The organism is Desulfonatronum sp. SC1 (assembly GCF_003046795.1).
Taxonomy (GTDB): Bacteria; Desulfobacterota; Desulfovibrionia; order Desulfovibrionales; family Desulfonatronaceae; genus Desulfonatronum.
Genome location: NZ_PZKN01000016.1, coordinates 75,291 through 94,992 on the forward strand (window position 1 = coordinate 75,291; position 19,702 = coordinate 94,992).

The 19,702-nt window shown below is 58.7% G+C and carries 16 protein-coding genes; 6 read left to right on the forward strand and 10 right to left on the reverse strand.

The features are described 5' to 3' along the window. Positions 1-2: 2 nt before the first annotated feature. The 3 genes from C6366_RS10315 to C6366_RS10325 all read right to left on the reverse strand — a co-directional run bounded on the left by C6366_RS10315 (position 3) and on the right by C6366_RS10325 (position 3,231). A complete protein-coding gene (locus tag C6366_RS10315) occupies positions 3-590 on the reverse strand; it encodes an indolepyruvate oxidoreductase subunit beta (RefSeq protein ID WP_107737664.1) in 588 nt (195 codons plus the stop codon). Positions 591-592: 2 nt separating this feature from the next. Continuing rightward, a complete protein-coding gene (gene iorA, locus C6366_RS10320) occupies positions 593-2,428 on the reverse strand; it encodes an indolepyruvate ferredoxin oxidoreductase subunit alpha (RefSeq protein WP_107737666.1) in 1,836 nt (611 codons plus the stop codon). A gap of 92 nt (positions 2,429-2,520) precedes the next feature. Continuing rightward, positions 2,521-3,231: a tetratricopeptide repeat protein gene (locus tag C6366_RS10325; protein ID WP_107737668.1), complete on the reverse strand. Its 711-nt coding sequence runs from the start codon at positions 3,229-3,231 to the stop codon at positions 2,521-2,523. Between the two features lie 439 nt (positions 3,232-3,670). On the opposite strand from C6366_RS10325, the gene C6366_RS10330 reads away from it, so the two are divergent. Continuing rightward, positions 3,671-4,867, forward strand: coding sequence for a hypothetical protein (locus C6366_RS10330; RefSeq protein ID WP_146164821.1), 1,197 nt, complete (start codon positions 3,671-3,673; stop codon positions 4,865-4,867). A gap of 138 nt (positions 4,868-5,005) precedes the next feature. Here the strand turns inward: C6366_RS10330 and ygeW are convergent, their stop codons facing one another. The 5 genes from ygeW to C6366_RS10355 form a co-directional block, all read right to left on the reverse strand. Further along, positions 5,006-6,205, reverse strand: coding sequence for a knotted carbamoyltransferase YgeW (gene ygeW, locus C6366_RS10335; RefSeq protein ID WP_107737672.1), 1,200 nt, complete (start codon positions 6,203-6,205; stop codon positions 5,006-5,008). A 131-nt stretch (positions 6,206-6,336) separates the two neighbouring features. Beyond that, the gene (locus tag C6366_RS10340) at positions 6,337-7,551 is read right to left on the reverse strand and encodes a YgeY family selenium metabolism-linked hydrolase (RefSeq protein ID WP_107737674.1); all 1,215 of its coding nucleotides are present in this window, start codon (positions 7,549-7,551) and stop codon (positions 6,337-6,339) included. Positions 7,552-7,647: 96 nt separating this feature from the next. After that, on the reverse strand, positions 7,648-8,694 hold the full coding sequence (locus C6366_RS10345) for a DctP family TRAP transporter solute-binding subunit (protein ID WP_107737676.1): 1,047 nt from the start codon (positions 8,692-8,694) through the stop codon (positions 7,648-7,650). Between the two features lie 113 nt (positions 8,695-8,807). Then, positions 8,808-10,091, reverse strand: a complete 1,284-nt coding sequence (locus C6366_RS10350) for a TRAP transporter large permease (RefSeq protein WP_199221481.1) — start codon at positions 10,089-10,091, stop codon at positions 8,808-8,810. Beyond that, positions 10,088-10,630, reverse strand: coding sequence for a TRAP transporter small permease (locus tag C6366_RS10355; RefSeq protein WP_233248460.1), 543 nt, complete (start codon positions 10,628-10,630; stop codon positions 10,088-10,090). Before C6366_RS10355 ends, C6366_RS10350 begins: the two co-directional genes overlap by 4 nt. A 384-nt stretch (positions 10,631-11,014) precedes the next feature. Here C6366_RS10355 and C6366_RS10360 point away from each other — a divergent pair, with 384 nt between their 5' ends. Further along, a complete protein-coding gene (locus tag C6366_RS10360) occupies positions 11,015-12,040 on the forward strand; it encodes a trypsin-like serine protease (protein ID WP_107737679.1) in 1,026 nt (341 codons plus the stop codon). 36 nt (positions 12,041-12,076) lie between these two features. Further along, complete coding sequence (locus C6366_RS10365) at positions 12,077-13,927, forward strand: RiPP maturation radical SAM C-methyltransferase (RefSeq protein ID WP_146164822.1); 1,851 nt, start codon at positions 12,077-12,079, stop codon at positions 13,925-13,927. A gap of 344 nt (positions 13,928-14,271) precedes the next feature. Here C6366_RS10365 and C6366_RS10370 read toward each other — a convergent pair whose 3' ends face one another. Both C6366_RS10370 and corA read right to left on the reverse strand, forming a co-directional pair. After that, a complete protein-coding gene (locus C6366_RS10370; RefSeq protein WP_107737683.1) occupies positions 14,272-15,291 on the reverse strand; it encodes a hypothetical protein in 1,020 nt (339 codons plus the stop codon). Positions 15,292-15,443: 152 nt separating this feature from the next. Next, positions 15,444-16,496: a magnesium/cobalt transporter CorA gene (corA, locus tag C6366_RS10375; protein WP_107737701.1), complete on the reverse strand. Its 1,053-nt coding sequence runs from the start codon at positions 16,494-16,496 to the stop codon at positions 15,444-15,446. Positions 16,497-16,648: 152 nt separating this feature from the next. Here corA and C6366_RS20040 point away from each other — a divergent pair, with 152 nt between their 5' ends. The 3 genes from C6366_RS20040 (at position 16,649) to C6366_RS19300 (ending at position 19,621) form a co-directional block, all read left to right on the forward strand. Then, on the forward strand, positions 16,649-17,080 hold the full coding sequence (locus tag C6366_RS20040) for a hypothetical protein (RefSeq protein ID WP_199221482.1): 432 nt from the start codon (positions 16,649-16,651) through the stop codon (positions 17,078-17,080). Between the two features lie 695 nt (positions 17,081-17,775). After that, on the forward strand, positions 17,776-18,750 hold the full coding sequence (locus C6366_RS10385) for a hypothetical protein (protein WP_107737685.1): 975 nt from the start codon (positions 17,776-17,778) through the stop codon (positions 18,748-18,750). A 250-nt stretch (positions 18,751-19,000) separates the two neighbouring features. Next, positions 19,001-19,621: a hypothetical protein gene (locus tag C6366_RS19300; RefSeq protein ID WP_146164823.1), complete on the forward strand. Its 621-nt coding sequence runs from the start codon at positions 19,001-19,003 to the stop codon at positions 19,619-19,621. Positions 19,622-19,702: the final 81 nt, after the last annotated feature.

Below are 19,702 nucleotides of genomic sequence, written 5' to 3' on the forward strand. Positions count from 1 at the left end.
GATCAGGCTACGGCCGCGGCGCCGAGACGCAAGGCCTTGACGTTGGCGTCCACCAGTTTGGGCGCCAGAGAAGCCGTGATGGTCTTCTCCATGCGCTCCATGCCGAATGGCAGGCGGCCCAGGGCGCAAAGGGCTCCAAGCAGGGCCAGGTTGCCGGCCTGTAATGCCCCTGCCTCCAGGCCCAGGCGCTGGCAGGGCAGGAAGTGCACATGCGGGGTGCATTCCCGAACCATGCGTTCCATCTCCTCGAAGGGCGGAGACTGCTCCCGCCCGCAGCAGACGCTGACCGGGGGCATCTGCTCGCTGCTGCTCAGGATCAGGCCCTCCGGGGCGAGATAGGGCAGGGCGCGCAGGGTCTCCAGCGGTTCGAATCCCAGCAACACGTCGGCCTCGCCCGGGCTGATCCGGGGATTGACGTACCCGCCCATGAGCACCGTGGATTCCACGATGCCGCCGCGCTGGGCCATGCCGTGAACTTCCCCGGCTACCACGGGAATGCCTTCATCCAAAGCGGCCTGGGCCAGCAGACGAGTCGCCGTGACCGTGCCCTGTCCACCCACGCCGGTGAAGAAAATACGCAAACGGGACATGGTCAGCTCCTTTTCCGGGGTTTGATATGTTCGCAGATCTGCACGCAGAACATGCAGCCGTTGCACTGGGCGGGGTTGATGGCCATCTTGCCGTCCTGAGTGAAGAAGGCCGGACAGGCGAGATGGTCCATGCACTCGTTGCACCCGTCGCAGCCCTCCTCAACCACGGCCGTGGCCGGGCGCTTCCGGCCCATGACCCGCCTGGCGAAGAGCGGGCAGGGCTCCTCGGCGATGAGCACCCGGACTCCGGACAGGGCCTTGAGCTCCTCCAGCACTTCCTTGGTGGCTTTCATGTTCAGCGGGTTCTGAACCCGGACGTGCTCCACCCCGCAGGCCTTGACCAGGGCCAGAATGTCCACCCGGGCCGTGTTCGGCCCCTTGGACGTGTGCTCCACCCCGGGATGGGGCTGTTGGCCGGTCATGGCCGTGGTCTTGTTGTCCAGGATGATCACCAGGATATCGTGGTGGTTGAACACGGCGTTGGCCAAGCCGGTGATTCCGGAATGAAAGAAGGTGGAATCCCCGATATAGGCCACGACCGTACGACCGCTAACCTTGGACAGCCCGGTCCCCGTGGAGATGGAGGCGCCCATGCATACGCAGGTGTCAGCGGCCCGCAGCGGCGGCAGAACGCCCAGGGTGTAGCAGCCGATGTCCGAGGAATAGAGGGCCTCGTCGCCGAAGACCTGGCGCACGCTGTAAAATGCGGCCCGGTGCGGACAGCCGGGACACATGTTCGGCGGACGCATGGGCAGGCCTTGCGGTGCGGGACAGGGCTTCGCCGTGGCTTGAGGCAACCCCAGGGCCGCGCTCAAACCCTGCTTGACGATCAGCGAGGAGTACTCGTCAAAATGGGGCAGGTGCTCACTCTTGCCGTGGATCTTCACGTCGATTCCCAGGCGCTGGGCCAGGGCGCGGATCTCGGTTTCCAGAATCGGCTCACCCTCTTCCACGATGATCACCTTGGACAGCCCACGCAAAAAGCCTTCGATCATTTTTTCCGGCAGCGGGTAGGAAAAGCCCAGTTCCAGCATTCGGACCTTGTCCAGCAGGTCCAAGTCCGTCAGGGCGTCCTTGAGGTAGGTCCGGCTGATGCCCGAGCTGATACAGCCCACGTCGCCCTGGCCGGAGACCTTGTTCAGTGGAGATTTTTCCGCTTCTTCCCGCAATTCGGCCAGCTTTTGCAGCAGAATCTTATGTCTGGCCCGGGCCACGGCCGGGACGATCACGAACCGTCGGGGATCGGAGACAAAAGGCGCGCCATGTACCGGCGGTTGCATTTCACCGAAGACCACTTCGCCGCGCTGGTGGTTGACCCGGGTGCTGGTGCGCAACATGACCGGCTGCTCAAACTGCCGGGACAAGTCCATGGCCGCTTTGGTCATGTCCTTCATTTCCTGGGCGCTGGAAGGCTCCAGGCAAGGCATGCCCGCCAGCCGGGCATAGTAGCGGTTGTCCTGCTCGTTCTGGCTGGAGTGGCAGCCCGGGTCGTCCGCGCTGAGCAGCACCAACCCTCCGGGAGCCCCGAAATAGGCCACGCTCATCAGCGGGTCCGCGGCAACGTTCACGCCTACATGCTTCATGGTCACCAGAGTCGACGCCCCGCCCAACGTGGCACCGATGCCGACCTCCAGGGCGACCTTTTCGTTGGCCGAGTATTCGAAGCCGTAGCCGCCTTTGTCGCTGAGTCGAAAAAAGGTGTCCGGAACCTCGGACGACGGCGTGCCCGGATAGCAGGACACAAAACTGACTCCGGCCTCCAGCGCTCCGCGAACGATGGCCTCGTTGCCCAACAGCAGGTGTTTTTCACCGGCTTGTCCTGAAAGAAGAATATCCATACGTCGTAGTACCCCTATCAATATCGGTTGAAGTTGGCCGAGCGGCGAACCGCCCGGTCGAAATCAAATCTGAAAACCGTGCGTCACGGCTCCTATGAAGATTCCCCGGCCATGCGCTGACGAATTTGGTTCGCCTTGAAGGCCAGGTAGTCCGACTGCCGCCCATCCTCACGGGCCTGCAACTCTTCAAAAGTCCGCAAGGCCAGTTCCCAGTTTCCAGCGGCTTCTGCGGCTTCGGCCAGTTGCAGCAGCACGATGGGCAGAAATTCCTCGGAAGCCCGGGTGCGCAGGGCTGTCAGTTCCGTCACGGCCTCATCGGCCTGGCCCAGGTGTAGCAGGGCCGTCGCCCGCCCCATCCGGGCCAAGGACTTCCAGTTGTCCGGTCCGACCTCGACCAACAGCTTCCAATACTCCAGGGCCGTGGCCCAGTCTCCGACATCCTGGGCCGCCTTGGCCGCTTCCAGGTGGTGGCGGGGCAGCAGGGGCTTGGCCAGCTCGCCCCGCAGTCGCATCAACGCCTCCAGCCGCTCCGTGCCTTGATTTTCCAGCAGCGCTTGGCTCAAGGCCTGTTCGCTGTTGGTCAGCTGGCGTTCCTGATAGGCGTTGAACCCGGCGTATCCGGCAACCAGAACCACGAACACCCCGGCGGCCGCGGCGATCTTCTGCCAATGCTCCACGAGCTTTTCAAAAAAAGCGCGGGACTGCGTGCCGATCTCCGCCTCGAACCGTTCTCCAAAACCTTTTTCTACCGGCGTTTCCTGCTCCGGAAGCGACTCGCGGGAATGCTTTTCTTTTGCCGACATTAACGACTCCCTTTGGAAAAATGTAGAGTGTACAGAATTGTGACTGGACGTCCTGCTACACAGAAATGTAAAAAAGGTAAAGCCGAAAAAGTCCTTGAAATGATAAGTTTTTGTAATTATCTGGTATCGTGGGTTTTTTGTGGCCTGCGAAAATGCATCGCGTATGCCATGATCTTGTTTCGTCTACCCTCCTTTTCCGAGAAATTCCATTGTCCACCTCACTCAAACCGTCTTGCTGAACGTTTTTGTTCTCCCCGCGACCTTTTATTTTGCAAAAGATGTTGTTACGAATCAAAACGCGACAGGCGACTCCGACGGGCGGCCTGTCGATCGTCGTGTTTTTGCGAACGGAAAATCCTTGTCATCAGCGAACCGAACGCAAATCATCCTTTTGCAGCCCGCCCCTTTTGATTCTCAAGCCATTTTTCGGAGCCACGCCATGCCCAAATCCACCCGCCGTCCAACGGCGCATCTTTATGTGTCCGTAGCGGCCGTTTTCCTGGCGACCACGATCCTTTTCGCCACCGCGTCCATCATTCGCGCAGGCGACGCCCATGACCTTCCGGAGCCTGCGACCCAGGCCATGTCCACGCTGATCGAGCGCATCCAGGACCGTGGTCCCATCGAGACGCAAGATTTGCTTCCTCTTCTGCGCTTCGCCCGGGACACCGCCTTCACCCGGGACGACTGGGACGTTCCCAGCCTGTTGAACGCCACCGGGGGCTATTACGGATACGGCATTTCCTCTCCAATGGACCGGATCGTGGAGCATATCTATCATCCAGACCTGCCGCCTTCCTTTTTTCATCCTTCTGTGGTCCGCGTCGGCAAATGGTCCGAAGAGCCGGAAGAAAATATACCAGACCTTTGGAATAACCTGGAAGAGGGGCGAATTGTCGTGATCCGGGGCCAGGAACTTGAGGAGAATACTCCGGATGTGAACACCGGTGGGTACTATACGTATCAAACGGATCGCATGATCGTGATGGTCAACCATGAAGGGGAGAAGTACCTGCTGTCCGTCAGCAAGCAGGCGGACCAGTCCAACGTTGGCCGCAAGGGCGTGGTCATCGGCGACGACCAGGATTGGAACTACTTTTACACGGATGAGGAGGGGCTGACCACCGGCGGGCTGGGGTGGGTCAATTCGTACATGTTCGACTCCTTTTCCGTGACCGTGTTGTCGGCGGATCCGACCGCTCCGGACCGCTCCCGCCACGCCATGTTCAAATGGGTCCGGGCCGGCTGGTCCGGGATGAACATGGTCCGCCCCAATCACGTGCGCAACGGATGTCAACGCTTCGCCCAGAGTCTGGTCCGGTTGATGGAGTCGGACGAACTGCCGGAACTTGGTGTCTTGGTGGCCATGAGCAAGCGCGTCCGGGCCATGGACGAACTGGAAATCCTGCGCACCCTTCAGCCGTACATCGAAAGCCTCCGGGAAACCGCCCCCGAGGATTCCATCCTCTCACGCAGATCCTTCCAACGTATTCTGAACCAGGACAATCCCTTGGAGCACTACAGTCTGTACGCAAAGCAAAGCTTGGTCATGAAGGAATTTCTGAAGGCCAGCGTCGGGCTTCCGGCCTTGCTGGCCGTGAACCAGGACGAGGCCCTGGTCTCGTTTCTGCGCTAGCCACGTCTTTTCCGACCAGTAGGTCGCTCTTCCCGTGGGGGCGGTCGTCCTTAATGCGAAAAAACGGCCGGAGCGTCTCAGACGCTCCGGCCGTTTTGTATGTAGCGGAGAAAGTCCGCATCTTGTCGTGATCTCTTCTTAGCGGACGCAGCGCTTGCGTTCCCCCTCAAGAATATTCATCAGAACGTCCGCGGGGTGTTTCAGGCGGGAGAGCAGGATCATGGCGGCCACCACGTAGGGCTTGTAACCGGCCTCCTTGTAGGTGTCGATACGGTACCGCTCGAAGACCGATGCCTGGACCTCGCCCTGGGCGCAACTGACCCCGGAGATGTCCGCGGGCAGGCAGTGCATGTACAGGGCGCTTTGGTCCCTGGTCAGCTTCATCATCTCTTCGGTGCATTCCCAGTCCACGAAGCGCTTGTTGTTTTCCAGGCAGCGTTTTTCCAGATCTTTCAGGCCCTCGGTGTCGCGCTGGTTGAGCAGCCTGGTGCGCTCCTCCATCACGGCGAAGGGGGCCCAGCTCTTGGGGTAGACGATGTCCGCGCCCGTGAAGGCCTCGGCCATGGAGTTGACCACCTGGAAGGAGCCGCCGGACTCGGCGGCCTGCTTGCGGGCCAGGTCTTCCACCTCGGGCAGCACGGTATAGCCCTCGGGATGGCCCAGGACCACGTCCATGCCCAGCCGGGTCATCAGACCGACCACGCCCTGGGCCACGGACAGCGGCTTGCCGTAGGAGGGCGAGTAGGCCCAGGTCATGGCGATCTTCTTGCCCCTGAGCTTGTCCTGGCCGCCGAAGTGGTTGATCAGGTGCAGGGCGTCGGCCATGGTCTGGGTGGGGTGGTCCAGGTCGCATTGCAAATTGACCACGCTGGGTCGGGTGGGCAGCACGCCCTGGCGAAAGCCGTCGTCCAGGGAAGCGGCCACTTCCCGCATGTAGGCGTTGCCCTGACCCAGGAAGATGTCGTCCCGGATGCCGATGACCTCGGCCATGAAGGAGACCATGTTCGCGGTCTCGCGCACCGTCTCGCCATGGGCGATCTGGGATTTTTCCTCGTCCATGTCCTGTACTGTCAGGCCCAAAAGGTTGGCCGCGGCGGCGAAGCTGAATCTGGTCCGGGTGGAATTGTCCCGGAAGATGGAGATGGCCAGGCCGGAGTCGTAAAGCCTGGGGGAGACGTCCAAGTCCCGCATGGCCCGCAGGATTTCGGCCACGTCGAACACCGCGGCCAGTTCCTCGGCGGTCTTTTCCCAGGTCAACAGAAAGTCGTTGTGATGCATGCCCTCGATCCGACGGCCAGCCAGCCGCCGGATCGCCTCGCGAATGCCTGTTTTGTCCATGATGGGAGTTCCTTATTTGGTAAATTGGAGGGGAGTATTCAGGAGTCAGAGGTAAAAAGTAGGAGATTAAAGATTAAGGTAGTTGACAAAAACCAGACTTGCTCTAGCCTCTAGCCTCTAGCCTCTAGCCTCTAGCCTCTCGTCCGTTCCACGTACACCGCCGGGATCAGGGCGTACATGGCCGCGGCCTGGACCAGTTCGGATTTCCAGGTTTTCTCATTGGGCGCGTGGGCCTGGTCTTCGTGGCCCGGGCCGAAGCCGACGCAGGGAATGCCCAGGCGGCCCATGATGGAGACGCCGTTGGTGGAGAAAGTCCATTTGTCCACCAACGGCTGCTTCCCGAACAACCGTGAATAGGTGTCCACCAGGGTTTCGCAGACCGGGTGGCTCTCTTCCAGCACCCAGGCCGGGAAATAGCATTCCGTGGGATAGACCAAGCCGGTGTAGGACGGCTTGTCGTAGTTGTACATGGTCACTTCCGCTCCGGCCGTGCGCACCGCGGGCAGATTGCGGATCTGTTGCAAAGCCTCTTCCCAGGTCTCGCCCCAGGTCAGGCGACGGTCCACGGAAATCCAGCAGCCGTCGGCCACGGCGCAGCGCGAGGGCGAGCAGTGGCCGATCTCGGAGACCGTCAGGCTGCCTTTGCCCAGAAAGGGGTCGTTGCGCAGGTTCGTATGCAGGGCCTGGAGTTCATTGAGGATCGGTCCCATCTTGAAAATGGCGTTGTCCCCGCGCTCCGGGGCCGAGCCGTGGCAGCTCACGCCCTTGGTTCCCACCTGGATCTCCATCCGGCCGCGTTGGCCGCGATAGACGTTGCAGGAGGTGGGCTCGGTGGAGACCACGAATTCCGGGCGCAGCTTGCCCTCGTTGATGATGTACAGCCAGCACAGACCGTCGCAGTCCTCTTCCTGGACCGTTCCGGCCATCATCAGAGTCACGTCCTTGGGCAGCAGGTCCAAATCCTTGATGATCTTCCCGGCATAAACCATGGAGGCCATGCCGCCCTCCTGGTCGCTGGCCCCGCGGCCGGTGATGGTCTCCTCGTCCTCATGGCCGAGAAAGGGATCATGGTTCCACTGCGAACGGTCCCCCACGCCCACGGTGTCCACGTGGGCGTCCAGGGCGATCAGCCGGGGGCCGTTGCCGATGAACCCCAGAACGTTGCCCATGGGGTCGATCTCCACCCGGTCGAACCCGACCTTTTCCATTTCCTTCTTGATCAGGGCGCACACGGCCTCTTCCTGGCACGACTCGCTGGGAATGGCGATCATCTCCCGCAAAAACCGACTGATCTCCGGCTTGTACTGTTCCGCTAGTTTTAAAATGCTTTTTGGATCAACTGACATGACTGCCTCATTACTGTGTTTAAGTTTGATCTTGCAAAAAAACAGGGCGCACCCCAGTTCCGGGGGTACACCCTTGTGAAAATCTGACAGAAGAACTTACTTGCCGGCCTGCTCAATGGCTTCCAGAAAAGCGTTCATCATGGCCACGCCTTCCTCGCCGTGTTTGTCCGCGATGATCTGCTTCACCGCGGGCATGGCCTGGGCCTGGAATTCGGCTTTTTGAACGGGGGTCAGGGCGTTGACTTCCATCTTCTTGGACAGGGCGGGCAGGCCGCGGTCCGAGGCTTCGATGATCCGGGAGATGCCGCGACCGGCCACGATGGCGGAGGTGGCGGCGTTCTGGACGATGGTCTGCTCCTGCTCGGAGAGAGAGTTCCAGAAGTTCATGTTCACGGCCCAGACGTAGGGGGCGAAGAGGTGGCCGGTCAGGCTGAGATACTTCTGCACTTCGTCGAACTTGGCAAAGGCGATAATCGGGATGGGGTTCATCTGGCCGTCGGCCACGCCGGTCTGCAAGGCGGTGTACAGTTCGGCCCAGGCGATGGGCGCGGGCTGTCCGCCCAGGGAATTGATCAGTGCCTGGTGGGTGTCCAGGGTCATGGTCCGGATCTTCAGGCCCTGCATGTCCGCCGGAGAGGTGATGGGCCGACGGGAGTTGGAGAAGTGAAAGAAGCCCCCGGAATCGCCGAAGCCGAGAATCTTCAATCCGGTCTTGGCTTCCATGTCCGCGGCGTATTTCTTACCAAAGGAGCCGTCGAAGACTTCGTACGTGGTGGCGATGTCCGGAAAGGCGAAGGGCACGTCGATGATGCCCATCATCGGATAAATGGAGGCAAATCCGCCCACGGAGTGGATGCCCATCTCAATGACCCCGGCGCGGACCTGCTGGAGCACTTCGTTGTCCTTGCCCAACTGGCCGTTGGGAAAGGTCTGGACCTTTATCTCGCCGTTGGTCCCTGCTTCCACCAGGCTCTTGAACACCGTGGCCATGGCTCCGGTGGCGTTGTCCAGCGGATCGTCGTTGTTCAGGTGATGCAGCTTGATGGTCTTCTGGGCCTCGGCCTGGGGCGCGACTCCAAGGATCAGCGCCAGGGCCAAAAACGGTGCCAATACAGCCATGAACAAATTCGTCCTCGTTTTCATCTCGTCTCCTCCATTCAGATTAGGTTATGCCAAACTTCGTCTCTCCAGCAATTTACTCCATCCACGTCCACTCACGACTTCTGACTCCTGAATTCTGACCTCTCTCTTCCTTCCTACATGCCCAGCAACAAGCGCGGAATGAACATGGTCAGCTTCTCAAAATAGGCCACGCAGAACAAGATCCCCACCTGCAAGAGCAGAAAGGGCCACAGGGCCATGGCGATCCGTTCGATCTTCTCCCCGGTGATCGAGGAGAGCACGAACAGACACGCTCCAACGGGCGGGGTCATCAGGGAGATGTTCAAGGCCAGAATGATCATTATCCCGGCATGCACCGGGTGCATGCCGATGGCCTGGGTCAGCGGAACAAGGACCGGGGCCAGGATGATCAGGGCCGCGTTGATGTCCATGAACATCCCGATGATCAGGAGCAGGCCCAGGATCATGGCGATGATCACGTACGGCTCCGAGGACACGGTCAGGAAGAAGGCGGCGATGGCCTGGGGGATCTGCATGAAGGTCATCCACCAGCTCAGGATCGAGGCCGAGGCGATGATCAGGAAGACCACCCCGGTGATCCGGGCCGTGCGGATGAGCATTTCCAGGATGTCCTGCATACTCAGGGAGCGATAGACGACGATGGCGATGAACAAGGCGTAGAACACGGCGATGGCCGCGGCCTCGGTGGGCGTGACGATCCCGCCCAGGATGCCGCCCAGGATGATGGCCGGCATGAGCAGGGCCAGGATGCTGTCCTTGAAGGCCCGCAGGATGTTCCACAAACTCGGCCCGCCCTCGCCCTTGGGCAGGTTCCAGCGCTTGCCCATGGCCGCGATCAAGGCCATGCACAGCAGGCAGATCAACAGGCCCGGAAGGATCCCGGCGGCGAACAGACCGGCGATGGACACGCCCATCAGCGAGCCGTAGATGACCATCAGGTTGGACGGCGGGATGGTCGGCCCGATGATCGATCCGGCCACGGTCACGGCGCAAGCGAAGGGCCGCGTATAGCCCTTCTTGACCATGGCCGGAACCAGGGTGTTGCCGAAGGCCGCGGTGTCGGACACGGCGGCCCCGGTCATCCCGGCAAAGAGCACGGACGCGACCATGTTTGAATGGGCCAGCCCGCCGCGCAGATAACCCACCAGGGCGTCGGCGAAGTGCGCCAGCCGTTCCGTGATCCCGGAGCGGTTCATGATCTCCCCGGCCAGGATGAAAAAGGGCATGGCCATGAAGGTGAACAGGTCCAGCCCCTCGAAGAACCGTTTGGGCGCCATGGTCAGAAACGCTTCCCCGCCGATCTGGAGCAGCCCGACCACTCCGGCGATGCCGAGGGTGAAGCCGATGGGCAGGCCCAGCAGGAGCAGGCCGAAAAACACCGTGGCCACGAGGATCATGGTTTTTCCTCCGCGGCCATGTTCGGGGCGGACATGGAAAACAGCGGGGGCGGAAGATCAGCCAGTTCCCTGACCATGGCCACCACGATCTGGACGCAGGTCAAGCCCGCGCTGACCGGGACCGAGGCAAAGGGAAAAAACATGGTCATCCCGAAGATCGTGGCGAACTGGGAGGCCCCGGCCTGGGTCATGCCGATGCCGTAGACGGTCAGGAACAGAAAAAAGCTGAAGCCCACCATGTCCAGCAGGACCCGGAAGGGCTTTTGCATTTTTCGCGGAAAAAAGCGGAACAGGATGTCCAGGCCGATGTGCTCCCGGCGGTAGGCCCCCACGGGCACGGCCAACAGCGCGGCCCAGATCATCACGTAGCGGGACAGCTCCTCGGTCCAGATGCCGCCGGAGCCGATGAAGTACCGGGTGACCACCCCCCACCAGATGATCACCACCATCACCGCCACCAACAATGCGCAAACCCGCTCCGTGACCCAGTTCAACACGGCTCCGAAACGATCGATGGCAACGGCGGTTTGGTGGAGCATGTTCAAAAAAGCGGCCTTCATTCAACGCATGGAGGGAAATGTGTCCCCCCGCCCGTGACCATGACGGCCATGACGGCGGGCAAATTTTCTTTGCCCGATTTACTGCCTCGTTGCAATGGCGTCATTGAACTCGGGCCGCCGTTCGGCTGGCCCGGAAAGACCCTCGGTTCGATCCTGAAATAGCCCATCATTCGGCGGTTCATGCGAAAACGGACATTTTGAGTAGAGAACGCCCGTGCGCATTTCCACAAGAGCATTTCAGGTCCATGCCGGCACGGCGACACGCCAACCGGGAGCCTTCAATCGCTGGACGGCCTTGTTGCGCTGTTCATTTACTTCAACTATCCGTCAGGCAACCATCAACTTTTAAGCAGGGCTTGTCGTATGCACCGCTATTCAGCCTATTGTGTTCTCGCGCTCGGCGTAATCGTTTTCCTCGCGGCTGGGGTCCCGTCGGCTCACGCTGGGGAGAGTGATCTCCAAGGTCAGCGCATCCCCAAAATCATCGGCGGGGAGCCCGTGTATGATCCAGCCAAGTATCCGTGGACGGCGGCCTTGGTGTTTACGGACAGCCCGGATCAAATCAGATGCGGCGGAACCCTGGTCAGCGCGGAATGGGTGCTCACCGCGGCCCATTGTCTGGACCAGGAGTATCCATGGGATTCAGGCCTGCCTTTATCTCCGGAGATCGTGGACGTCCTCGTGGGCACGGTGTTTCTGGATCAGCCTTCTCCCGGGCATGACCGGATCAGGGCCTCCGCTTTTTACATTCACCCTGAGTACAATCAGCCTACCCTCGGAAACAACGATATCGCCTTGATCAGGCTGTCGCGGCCCGTCACGCCGCGGAGTTTCGCCATATTGGCGAACAGCGAGGAGGACGTCTGGCCGGGCATGTGGAGCACGGTCCTCGGGTGGGGCAATACGGTGCCTCAGCCCAGGGAGCGGGAATATCTCCCTTCCAATCAGCTTCAGAGCGTGGACGTGCCCATCGTTTCCAACGAAGTGTGTCAAGCCTCCATGATCTATCCGGAAAGCGTGATCACGGAGAACATGATTTGCGCCGGTTTCGCCGAAGGCGGCAAGGACGCCTGCCAGGGGGACAGCGGGGGGCCGCTTGTGCGAACCGTCATGCCCGGCTGGCACATGTTGATCGGCGTGGTCATCTACGGCGAGGGCTGCGCGCAACCCGACGCCTACGGGGTGTACACCAAGGTATCGGCGTATTGCGATTGGCTTAAGGAAACCACCGGGCAAGGCGTCTGCCGTCCCCAAGGCTCGGGCGGAGGATGCGTCGTCGCCGGCGTCGGGGGCCACGATTGGATGTTGCTGGTCCTGACCGCGGCCTTGGCCGTCTGCTACGCGGGCCGACGAGCAACGGCAAAGCGCCGTGCCGCGATGACGGCTTGATTGGCGGCTGATGGCAATAACGGGGTTGGCTTTGCCATGAACAAGCCTGAAGCCGGGATAATCTCCCCCCGTCCGGTCATACTCGTTTCCGCGCCCTGGGCCATGTACAACCGGCCCTCCATCCAGCTCGGCGCGCTCAAGGCCCATCTTCGCCGCCGGTTTCCCGACGTGCCGGTCCGGGCGGAGCATCTTCATCTTCAGGCGGCCGCCGAGGTCGGCTATTCCGCGTATCAGGCCGTGTCCGAACGGACCTGGGTCGCGGAGAGCGTGGCCGCGGCCTTGCTCTTTCCGGACCAAGCCCCGGCCATTCAGCGGCTCTTCCAGCGGGAAAGCAGGCAAAATCCGGTCCTCCGCGCCGCGGGGTTGCCGGCCTTGGCCCAGGCCTTGGACAGGGTCTGCGACCGGTTCATCGCCGACATCGACTGGTCCGTGTTCGGCCTGGCCGGGTTCAGCGTCTCCCTGTGCCAATTGACCTGTTCCCTGGTCCTGATCCGGCGCATCAAGCGACAATATCCGGAATTGCCCGTGGTGGTCGGCGGGGCCAGTTTTTCCGGAGAATCCCTCGCGGCCCTGACCGCCGCGTTTCCGGAGATCGATCATCTGGTCCAGGGAGAGGGGGAAACGGCCCTGGCCGAGCTGACGGACGCCCTGTGCCGAGGTGGGAAGTTTTTGCCAGACGCCTCAAACCGACAAATCCAGGACCTGGACGAGCTGCCCGCTCCGGATTTCGACGACTACTTCGCCCAACTGCAACGCCTCGGGCCGGCGAGGCGGTTCCATCCCGTGCTTCCGGTGGAGGCCTCCCGGGGCTGCTGGTGGATCAGAAAGCCCAGGCCGGATCGTCCGGCCCAAGGCTGCGCGTTCTGCAACCTGAACCGGCACTGGACCGGATACCGGTCCAAGTCTCCGCGCAAGGTCGCGGAGGAAATCACCGCCCTGAGCACCCGGCACAAGGTGCTGGGCTTTTCGTTCATGGACAACCTGCTGCCCCGCAAGGGCGCGACGGAACTGTTCACCGCGCTGGTTGAATCCGGCAGGGACTACCGGCTGTTCGGCGAAATCCGGGCCGACACGCCCCCGGCCCAGCTCGCGGCCATGCGCCGGGCCGGGATGCGCGAAGTCCAGGTGGGCGTCGAGGCCTTGAGCAGCGCCCTGCTGGCCAGGATGAACAAGGGCACCGGCGCCCTGGACAACATCGAGGCCATGCGCCACTGCGAAGCCCTGGGCATCCACCACGGCGGCAACCTGCTGATGCGCTTTCCGGGCTCCACGGCCGAGGAGGTCGAGGAAACCCTGATCAACATGGAATTTGCCGCTCCCTACCTGCCCCTGAACCCGGTGTCCTTCTGGCTGGGCCTGGAAAGCCCGGTGTTCCGCGATCCGCGCGGTCACGGAATCCGCCTGACGGGCAACGACCCGCGCTGGAGCGTCCTGTTTCCTCCCCAAATTGCCCGGACCCTGCGCTTCATGGTGCAAGGGTACGTCGGCGGCAAGCTGGAACAGCGCCGACTATGGCGACCGGTGGAACACCGGGCAAGCCAATGGGCCAAGGAATACGCCCAATCCATGCGCGGCCCGAACCCCGCCCCGATCCTGGGCTACCAGGACGGCGCGGACTTCCTGATCATCACCCGCCGCCGCCCGGACAAAACCCACGACGTCCACCGCCTGCCCCAAACCTCGCGCCGCATCTATCTCTTCTGCCGAAAAAGCCGCACCAGAAACCAAATCCAAACCCTGCTCCCCCACCTGGTCGCGGACAAACTGGACGGATTTTTGCGGATGATGGTGGACAAACGGCTGATGTTCTCGGAATCCGACAGATTCCTTAGCCTGGCCGTACCCATGGACCGATGCGCGGAGGATTTTGAGCGGCCAATGGCGTGAATTCGGACTGAATGCGTCACCGAGGCCTCAATCTGTTACATCAATGCGATATTTTTACTAAAAGTGTTCAGCACGCTTCACGCCCGTCGAAAAATCTCATGCGTCCGTCATGGCCGCTGAGGTCGGCCTTATGCAGGACTTTTTTCGTGATTCTTCAGACACCGCATAGTGCTGATTTCGAGAGAAAGTAAAAAAGCTGACCTCGACGGAGAGAGAAATGTGTCGCTGAGTTGCAAATGTCTTTGAAAACAACATGTTGCCGGCAGTTGAGCTTTTCTTCGAAAACAGACTTGTCTGTCCGTATAATTGAGTCTGTTAGGCTGGCCTCGTAGAAGATGATTTTTTTATGAGGTTCTATGCCATCCAGGCCAGCGCCCGAGCAATGCGACGATTCCGTGCCCGATTGCCCCAAAAACGAGGACGTGAACCAGCAAAGACAACACGATATAGAGGCTGGTCGTGACCGGCACAGGGATCACCGCAACCACCGCACCGACAGGAATCGCAAGTACCATCGTGTAGAACCCCTGCAACGGAATTTCCATCAGGAAGTAGCCGCCCACCATCCAGCCGATCATCGCGATCGACAATGCCGGCCAGTAAGGCAAGGCCTTTGGCCCGAATCGCCGCATCTGCCGATACGATACGAGCGCCACGCCGCCAATCGTGGCTAACCCGGCAAACAGAAACAAAATCAGTCGATCGTAGGCAGCCTCCTTCGCATTTTGCTCATGCAGGCTTTCGGCCGCCTGGGCACGTTTGATGAGGCTGTTAAAGCGGTGTTCGGCTTCTTCCCTGTCGATCTCGCTCAGGAATCGCCGTTCGGTGTAACCGACCTGCCTATCTCCTTTGGTCACCTTACGCTCGAGCACAATGCCAGTGAGATCATCCACACGGTATAAATCGGTCTCGTTGTGAGCATTATGAAGACGGAACACCCACTCGCCGCCCTCGGTCGTCGATATCGCCTCGACCCAGGCGGTCGTGCCGAGAATGAACACATGGCCCATCGCGCGCGAGTGCAACGACGAGTCCCGCCGCCGCCGTATGCCGTCGTCCCGGTAGCCCACATATCCACCGTCCTCAAGCCGGAGTTCCAGGTACTCGCGAACGCCGTCACGCCCCCCTAAGTCAGGATAGGCGTGATAACGTCGGTCACCCGAAAGAATGAAAACGTCTTCGCGCCATGCCATTTCATCCCCAAGCAACTGACCCACGCGCAGGTCGATCCGGATGTCGGTCACGTTCTCTCTGAGTTCAGCCCAGTTTTCGACCCGCTCAGCGATGAGCGCCGAGACGCCTTGCGGGATCGCGGCGAACATCGCCAAGATCAAAGCCACGGCAATACAGGTCTTCCAGTGCATGGGCGATCTCATTGCGTATGATCCTTCGGGAAAAAGTTCCGCGCTCACGCACGGGATGAGGAGGGCGTATCCCCTCCCTGACAACGTGCCCGCGCCCCCTGCGCCTAAATCCCCGAAATCCGGGAAACCCTGGCAGCCCTGGGCGCGGAAAGCTACAGCCAGTGTTTGCGCTTGAAGTAAAGGAGCATCGTCACCGCCACGCCCAGCATGAAGAGCAGGACGAGGGGGTAGCCCCATGACCAGCGCAGTTCGGGCATGAATTCGAAATTCATGCCGTAGACCCCGGCGATGAAGGTCAGAGGGATGAAGATCGTGGCGATCAGGGTGAGGACCTTGATGGTCTCGTTCATGCGCTGGCTGTTTCTGGACAGGTGCAGCTCCAAAAGGCTGGACGCCAGGTCCCGGAGGCTTTCCACGATGTCCATGGCCTGAACGGCGTGGTCGTGGACGTCGCGAAAAAAGACCCGGGTCTCGGGGTTGATCAGGGCGGAGTCGTCGCGCGTCATCCCGGCAAGGGCCTCTCGGACCGGCCAGATGATCCGGCGCAAAAGGATAGCCTCCCGTCGCAGGCTGTGGAAACGGTGCAGGTCGCTCGGACCGGGGGCGGTGAGCAGGGCTTCCTCCAGGTGCTCCAATTCCGTGCTGATGCTTTCCAGGACCAGAAAGTAGTTGTCCACCACGGCGTCCAGCAGGGCATAGGCCAGGTAGTCGGGGCCACTCTGGCGGATGCGACCTTTCCCGATGGTGATGCGCTGGCGCACCGCATCGAAGACGTCCCTTTCCGACTCCTGGAAGGAGAGCAGGTAGGTGTCGCCCAGGATCAGGCTGAGCTGTTCGACACGGAAGGAATCGCGGGCTGGTTCGGGGACCAGCATTTTGACGACGATGAACAGAAAGTCGTCGTGGACCTCCAGTTTGGGCCGGTGGTCGGTGTTCAGGATATCCTCCAAAACCAGGGCGGACAGGTTGAATTCACGGCCCAGGGCCGTGACCACGTCAACCTGGTGCAGGCCGTCCACGTTGATCCACGTGACCCCCTGCCCAATGGATTCGGCAATGCCCTCGGCGCTGTCGCGAAGAGGCCACGTCTTCACCTTCGCCGCGTTGTACGTCACCACCCGCAAAGAGGTCTTGTCGGCCATCCGCTCCCCCACATGCACCATGGTACCCGGAGCGGCCCCGACCTTGGCTTGTCGACTCTTCATGAATCTGCTTTTCATCCGTTCACCAATCCATTGCCTGATACGTCCACGAGGAAGAAAGCAACTTGTGACAAAACCCCACGCAAACATCAAGAAAGCGCGGCACTCTTCAGCAGATCCGCGCAAAAGCGAACAGGGTACCCTTCTTCGCGGTCATGACTGATTCGGATGCGGCGTGGGATCGGCGAAGAGCTTCGCCCACCCGCCCCCATCCAACCACGGGCCGCGAAGTGCCCGACGAGACGGCCCGGGCTCCGGTCCTGCGCTGCGTCAATCTCCGCCCGGCGGTCTGGCCAGAGTATCAGAACCTGGGCGGGATCAGCGGGGAGCGGGCGGCCCTGGGCGTCAGCGCCGCGCCGGAGGCTGTTGTCGCCAAGGGCAAAAAATCCCCCTGGCCCGCCACCATGCCCGAACAGGTCCAGGCCGTCCGCGCCATCCTGACCGCCTCCCCCTCACCAGCCACGGCCGACGCCATCGCCAAATCCTTCACCCGCGCCCCCCGCGCCAGAATCGCAGAAATCCTGGAAACCCTGGCCGCCCTGGGCACGGCCCGTGAGGTGGAGGAGGGGCGGTTTATCGGGCAGTAAGCCGCGCGGTAACTCAGAATGCGCCCACCTGGATTTCAATGGTCACTGGTTCGCTGATGTAGGCTCGGATGTAGCCTTTACGTAATTGTTCCATGGTTTACGGCATACGATTGCTTCCACTCCAAATGTCGTTTAATGGCTTCAACATTTGGTACGTTGGTTTCCCGAAGCCAGGGATGATTCAGAACCTGTTGACATTTCCAGAGTTGAACCGCCCGCTTCGCTCAGGGCATGAAGGTCGCGAAGAAGATTCCCCCCGTCGGTGAGGGGCAATGTTTTTTGAAAGCAGCTTTTTCCCTGCTTTCAAAGATCTTTTCCTTGCCTGCCCGGTGAAACCGGGTACCCTTTCAGGGTGTTTCACTGGGGCGTACCCAGCGCCTTGAGTGACCAAACGGGAGCGGGCGGTTCGTTTCTTCATCCGAGGTTGGCTATATGTCCCGCTCTTTTGGTGATCACATTGGCTGCCGCATAAAGCCAACCTCAGTACAACGCATAATGCTGACCTCGGCGTTTAGAAGGACCTGGTGGATGCTTCTTAATAGCCTGAAATAGTAGTATGAGTGCGGGTTTTTATTTCGGAAAATGCTTGCCAAATCAGCAGGTGGTAAAGCCGGGAATTTTGGGGGACGGAATTTTGTGAGTTCCGCATAATAACACTGTTCGGCGGAAAATATCAAAAAGGGGATAATAATAATATGGAAGCGATCACCTTGAAACTTTGCTGCGAAAAAGAAGAAGAGCAAAATATGCTGCAATCATTCAAGGATAAATTGAATGCAGACATTTTGTTTCTAAATGCAGAGGTGAGTCCTGAGTCATGTGAATCTTTTATATCTTTCACGAAGCAAATAAGAAAATCAGAAAACGTAACAGTCATTTTAGCCACTAACGGAGGGGATGCTGACTCTGCTTATCGCATGGCACGTTTTCTTAAAAAAGCATATAAAATGTTCTCTCTATATATTTACGGGTTTTGCAAAAGTGCTGGAACGCTATTCGCGTTAGGGGCAGATGAAATCATTATGGGACCACGGGGTGAGTTTGGGCCATTGGACGTCCAGGTTTTTAGCCCCGATGAATTTATGCAACGTTCGTCAGGACTTTCGATATATCAATCACTAGAATCTGTAGCCCAAAAATCGTTTGAATTATTCGAGGAGATTTTTCTTAGTATTCGTCGGAGAAGTGGAGGAGTAATAACAACTCAAACTGCATCAGAAATCGCCTGCAAAATGGCAATAGGTTTGTATGCGCCAATTACCAGCCAGATTGACTCTTCTCGGATTGGAGAATTGCAACGTTTTTTGGATATAGCTATTCACTATGGCATCCGGCTTGGTGCGAGTGAAAAGATAGTTCGTCATCTTGCTACACAATATCCAAGCCATTCTTTTGTCATTGACCGTGACGAAGCAAGTCAACTCTTTCCGTGTGTGCGCCCACCAGAAGAATTTGAGTGGCTTTTAAGAAACAATATCAAGGCATATTCCATAGAAAATTACGGCACAGACTTAACACGTTTTCCTGTTTCGCAGAACGTAATGGGTACAATCATTTTGGAGGATAATACAAATGAAGATACAGTTGATCAAGAAGGAGCAGCTGAAGAACAGTCAAAAACGTCAACAAGAAAAAAAACAAAGCCTAAAAAAAAAGCGCCAGCAGAGTAGCTCTGCAATATGTATCCAAACAGTTTCGTGCGAAGCAAACACAGCTAGTCTACAAAGTCACTGCCTAATAGAGGTAAGTAAAGTGAAATATTAATTACGCGGCTTCGCCGAACAATTGTATTCAGCAGACGGCGAGAAGCGCGGCGGCGTTGACGCGGCAAGTTTGGGTGGCGCCGCTGCTGATACATAGCGTTCCCGCGACGCTTCCGCGTCGCAGTCAGCCCCGGCACGTTACACCAAAAGTATCCAAATGAAAATAAATGTTGATCTAGATTTCAGATTACTTGATGTGTCCTTAGAGCTTAATGTCCTTGAAGATCATTACGAACTCATAGAAAAACAAATAGCTCATCTCAGCGAAATTGAGAAAACATCGCTCGAAGAATTAAGAAAAAAAGAGAGTCTAACGCCAGATGATCCAGAATGGGATATAGCTAGATATGAATGCGATCAAAAAATTGAATTTCTTTTGCCTCGATTTTTCTGGGGCGCATTTATAGTCTCTTTGTATGCAGTCCTTGAAGCAAGCATAATAGAAATAGCACGTTTACTGCAAAAAGCTCAAAACCAAGGAATCTCAATCACTGACCTCAGAGGTGATTTCCTTGAAAGGGCAAAAAAATACTATAAACATGTGCTTAATTTTGAATTATGTAGTGATGACAAGACTTGGCAACTCATAAAACACCTTGCCTCGGTTCGACATTCAATAGCTCATGCAAATGGTCGTATAGATATGTTGAATGAAAATAATAGAAAGACAATAGAAACATTAGAAAAGCAAAATATAGGAATCTCATCATACAACGATTATGTATTGTTAGACAGGACTTTAACCGCATCGCGCCAAATCCAGCCTTTTCCGCAATAATTTCTGCATGTTAACCTGGCCCTTTGCGTAAGACCCTACTGATATCTCTGCTTTTTTGTCAAAAAAACGTTTAATTTTATA

What these genes read in the sequence shown, in the direction of transcription:
- C6366_RS10345 (WP_107737676.1), bottom strand. Translation starts at nt 8,694, where the DNA reads ATGAAAACGAGGACGAATTTGTTCATGGCTGTATTGGCACCGTTTTTG.
- iorA (WP_107737666.1), bottom strand. Translation starts at nt 2,428, where the DNA reads ATGGATATTCTTCTTTCAGGACAAGCCGGTGAAAAACACCTGCTGTTG.
- C6366_RS10350 (WP_199221481.1), bottom strand. Translation starts at nt 10,091, where the DNA reads ATGATCCTCGTGGCCACGGTGTTTTTCGGCCTGCTCCTGCTGGGCCTG.
- C6366_RS10385 (WP_107737685.1), top strand. Translation starts at nt 17,776, where the DNA reads ATGGAAGCGATCACCTTGAAACTTTGCTGCGAAAAAGAAGAAGAGCAA.
- C6366_RS10325 (WP_107737668.1), bottom strand. Translation starts at nt 3,231, where the DNA reads ATGTCGGCAAAAGAAAAGCATTCCCGCGAGTCGCTTCCGGAGCAGGAA.
- C6366_RS10315 (WP_107737664.1), bottom strand. Translation starts at nt 590, where the DNA reads ATGTCCCGTTTGCGTATTTTCTTCACCGGCGTGGGTGGACAGGGCACG.
- C6366_RS10340 (WP_107737674.1), bottom strand. Translation starts at nt 7,551, where the DNA reads ATGTCAGTTGATCCAAAAAGCATTTTAAAACTAGCGGAACAGTACAAG.
- C6366_RS10370 (WP_107737683.1), bottom strand. Translation starts at nt 15,291, where the DNA reads ATGCACTGGAAGACCTGTATTGCCGTGGCTTTGATCTTGGCGATGTTC.
- corA (WP_107737701.1), bottom strand. Translation starts at nt 16,496, where the DNA reads ATGAAGAGTCGACAAGCCAAGGTCGGGGCCGCTCCGGGTACCATGGTG.
- C6366_RS10330 (WP_146164821.1), top strand. Translation starts at nt 3,671, where the DNA reads ATGCCCAAATCCACCCGCCGTCCAACGGCGCATCTTTATGTGTCCGTA.
- ygeW (WP_107737672.1), bottom strand. Translation starts at nt 6,205, where the DNA reads ATGGACAAAACAGGCATTCGCGAGGCGATCCGGCGGCTGGCTGGCCGT.
- C6366_RS20040 (WP_199221482.1), top strand. Translation starts at nt 16,649, where the DNA reads ATGACTGATTCGGATGCGGCGTGGGATCGGCGAAGAGCTTCGCCCACC.
- C6366_RS19300 (WP_146164823.1), top strand. Translation starts at nt 19,001, where the DNA reads ATGAAAATAAATGTTGATCTAGATTTCAGATTACTTGATGTGTCCTTA.
- C6366_RS10355 (WP_233248460.1), bottom strand. Translation starts at nt 10,630, where the DNA reads ATGCTCCACCAAACCGCCGTTGCCATCGATCGTTTCGGAGCCGTGTTG.
- C6366_RS10360 (WP_107737679.1), top strand. Translation starts at nt 11,015, where the DNA reads ATGCACCGCTATTCAGCCTATTGTGTTCTCGCGCTCGGCGTAATCGTT.
- C6366_RS10365 (WP_146164822.1), top strand. Translation starts at nt 12,077, where the DNA reads ATGAACAAGCCTGAAGCCGGGATAATCTCCCCCCGTCCGGTCATACTC.